The organism is Falsiroseomonas oryzae, assembly GCF_027856955.1.
Taxonomy (GTDB): Bacteria; Pseudomonadota; Alphaproteobacteria; order Acetobacterales; family Acetobacteraceae; genus Falsiroseomonas; species Falsiroseomonas oryzae.
The window spans coordinates 1-3,708 of sequence record NZ_JAPSMD010000486.1 but is presented as its reverse complement, the minus strand read 5'-3'; the positions used below and the strand labels follow the sequence as shown (position 1 = coordinate 3,708).

Sequence of the window (3,708 nt, the reverse complement as noted above, 5' to 3'; positions counted from 1 at the left end):
GGGCTCGACCGCCGCGATTTCCTCGCGCGCGCCGGCTACGGCGCCGGTGCGCTGGCGGCGCTCGGCGCGCTGCCTGTGCAGCGCGCGCGCGCCGCGGTCGGCGGAACCGGCGGCAGTACCGCGCAGGTGGACCGCACCACGCCGGTGACGCGCATCAAGAACATCTGCACGCATTGCTCCGTCGGCTGCACCGTCACGGCGGAGGTGCAGAACGGCGTCTGGACCGGGCAGGAACCGACCTGGGAAAGCCCGATCAACCGCGGCACGCATTGCGCCAAGGGGGCGAGCGTGCGGGAGATCGTGTTCGGCGGGCGGCGGCTGCGAACGCCGCTGAAGCTGGCGGACGGCGAATGGCAGCGCCTGTCCTGGGACCAGGCGCTGGACGAGATCGCGGAGAAGCTGAAGGACATCCGGGAGCGCAGCGGGCCGGAGAGCGTCTACTGGCTTGGCAGCGCCAAGTTCACCAACGAGGCGTCGTACCTGCTCCGCAAGTTCGCCGCCTTCTGGGGCACCAACAACGTGGACCACCAGGCGCGCATCTGCCACTCCACCACCGTCGCGGGCGTGGCGAACACCTGGGGCTACGGCGCGCAGACCAACAGCTACAACGACCTGCGCAACAGCCGCACCATGATCATCATGGGCGGCAACCCGGCCGAGGCGCATCCGATCGCGATGCAGCACGTGCTAGCGGCGCGCGACCAGAACCGCGCCCACCTGATCGTCATCGACCCCCGCTTCACCCGCACCGCCGCGCATGCCACGGAATACGTGCGCATCCGCCCGGGCACCGACATCCCGCTAGTCTGGGGCATCCTCTGGCACATCTTCCGCAATGGCTGGGAGGACAAGGAGTTCATCCGCCAGCGCGTCTACGGCATGGACGAGGTGCGGCGCGAGGTCGAGAAGTGGACGCCGGAGGAGGTGGAGCGCGTCACGGGCGTACCCGGCGAGCAGCTGCGGCGCATCGCGCAGGTCTTCGCGACGCAGAAGCCGGCGACGCTGATCTGGTGCATGGGCGCGACGCAGAAGACGGTCGGCACGGCCAATGTCCGCGCCTATTCCATCCTGCTGCTGGCCACCGGAAATGTCGGCCTGCCCGGCACCGGGGCCAACATCTTCCGTGGTCACACCAACGTCCAGGGCGCGACCGACCTCGGCCTCGATGTCGCGACTCTGCCCGGCTACTACGGGCTGGACGAGGGCGCCTGGCGTCATTTCTGCCGCGTCTGGGACGTGGACTACGAGTGGATGAAAGCCCGCTTCGCGTCGGAGCGGCTGATGCAGACGCCAGGGCTGACCAGCACGCGCTGGTTCGACGCGGTGGTGCTGCCGAAGGACCAGGTGGAGCAGCCCGACCTCGTGCGCGCCATGATGGTCTTCGGCCATGGCGGCAACACCGTCAGCCGCATGCCGGAAGCGGTGAAGGCGCTGGAGAAGCTGGAGCTGCTGGTCGTCGCCGACCCGCATCCCACGACCTACGCGCAGGTCTCCGACCGGCGGAACGGCACCTACCTGCTGCCCATGTGCACCTCCTTCGAGATGGAGGGCAGCCGCGTCGCGTCGAACCGCGCGCTGCAATGGGGCCACAAGATCGTCGAGCCGATCTTCGAGAGCCGCAACGACTACGACGTGATGTTTGCGCTGGCAGAGCGGCTCGGCTTTGCCGGGGAGATGTTCAAGCACATCAGCGTCACGGACGGCCGCGTGCTGGCAGACGACATCCTGCGCGAGATGAACCGCGGCCTGCAGGCGATCGGCTACACCGGCCAGTCGCCTGAGCGGCTGAAGGCGCATCTGCGCCACCAGGAGCACTTCGACCTGGTCACCCTGCGCGCCGGGCCGGACGCGCCGGAGGAGGTGCGCGGCGACTACTACGGCCTGCCCTGGCCCTGCTGGGGCAAGCCGGAATGGCGGCATCCCGGCACGCACATCCTCTACAACACGCAGCTGCACGTGAAGGATGGCGGCGGCACCTTCCGCGCCCGCTTCGGCGTGGAGCGCAACGGCCAGACCCTTCTGGCCGAGGGCAGCTTCTCCAAGGGTTCGGAGATCGAGGACGGCTATCCCGAATTCACCGTCGCCGTGCTGAAGCGCCTCGGCTGGTACGACGACCTGACCGCGGAGGAGAAGGCGACGATCGAGCGCATCGGCGGGCAGAACGTGGACCGCGTCTCCTGGTCCACCGACCTGTCGATGGGCATCATCCGCGTCGCGATGGAGCATGGCTGCCTGCCCTACGGCAACGCCAAGGCGCGCGCGGTGGCGTGGAACCTGCCGGATGCCGTGCCGGTACACCGGGAACCAATCTACACCTCCCGCCTCGACCTGATCCCCACGCCGGACCAGGCGGCAGTGCTGGCCTCCGACCCGAACGCGGTCGCGCCGCGCGGCACCTATCCGACGCTGCGCGACCGGCGCGGCTACCGCGTGCCGCATCTCGGCCTGTCGGTGCAGATGCGCAGCCACCGCGTTGCGCGCGACTTCCCCATCATCCTCACCTCCGGCCGGCTGGTGGAGTACGAGGGCGGCGGCGAGGAGACGCGGTCCAACCCGTGGCTGGCCGAGATCCAGCAGGACATGTTCGTGGAGATCAACCCCGCCGATGCCGACCCGCGCGGCATTCGCGACGGCGGCTGGGTCTGGGTGCTGGGGCCGGAGAACGAGGCGCGGGTTCGCGTGAAGGCGCTGGTGACGGAGCGCGTCGGGCGCGGCGTCGCCTTCATGCCGTTCCATTTTGGCGGTTGGTGGCAGGGCGAGGACCGCCGGAAGTTCTACCCGCCCGGCACGGACCCGATCGTGCTGGGCGAGAGCGCCAACACCGTTACGACCTACGGCTACGACCCCGTCACCTTCATGCAGGAGACGAAGGTCACGCTCTGCCAGATCCGTGCGGCCTGAGGAGACGCGAGAGATGGCCCGCCTCGTCTTCCTCTGCGACAGCGAGCGCTGCATCGAGTGCAACGCCTGCGTCACCGCCTGCAAGAACGAGCACGAGGTGCCCTGGGGCATCAACCGGCGCCGCGTCGTCACCATCAACGACGGCAAGCCGGGCGAGCGCTCCATCTCCATGGCGTGCATGCACTGCACCGATGCGCCCTGCGCCGCGGTGTGCCCGGTCTCCTGTTTCTACGGCACGGAGGATGGGCTGGTGCTGCACGACAAGGACCTGTGCATCGGCTGCGGCTACTGCTTCTACGCCTGCCCCTTCGGCGCGCCGCAATACCCACGCGTCGGGAATTTCGGCGGGCGCGGCAAGATGGACAAGTGCACCTATTGTGCCGGCGGCCCGCAGGCCGATTCCACGCCGGCGGAATACGCGCAATACGGCTCCAACCGCATCGCGGAGGGCAAGCTGCCGCTCTGCGCCGAGATGTGCAGCACCAAGGCGCTGCTGGCGGGCGACCAGGTGATCATCGCCGACATCTACCGCGAGCGCGTGACACGGCGCGGCTTCGGTTCCGGCGCCTGGGGCTGGCGCACCGCCTACCGCGCGACGGTCGAGGCGAGCTAACCATGGGCAGGCTCCTCCTCCTTCTCGTCCTGTTGTACGCGCCGGCATGGGCACAGCAGACCCAGCAGGCGCCTGGGCTGCCGGGCGGCGCCCCCGCCGTGCAGTCCGCGGCGCCCGAGACCGGCGCCGGGCGCGGTGGGCCGAACGCGCAGCAGCCCGAGACGAGCGAACCGCAGACGCCGACCGGCGGCGCG

At 69.6% G+C, this 3,708-nt stretch carries 3 protein-coding genes; all 3 read left to right on the top strand.

The annotated features are described in order from the left end of the window. A partial coding sequence (locus OZN99_RS27510) for a formate dehydrogenase subunit alpha (RefSeq protein ID WP_270938416.1) occupies positions 1 to 2,901 on the top strand: 2,901 nt, incomplete at its 5' end. Between the two features lie 13 nt (positions 2,902 to 2,914). Beyond that, entirely contained in the window at positions 2,915 to 3,514 is a 600-nt protein-coding gene (gene fdh3B, locus OZN99_RS27505; protein WP_270938415.1) for a formate dehydrogenase FDH3 subunit beta, read from the top strand. A gap of 2 nt (positions 3,515 to 3,516) precedes the next feature. Next, positions 3,517 to 3,708 (top strand): hypothetical protein (locus OZN99_RS27500; RefSeq protein WP_408611956.1); only part of this gene is annotated, 192 nt, incomplete at its 3' end.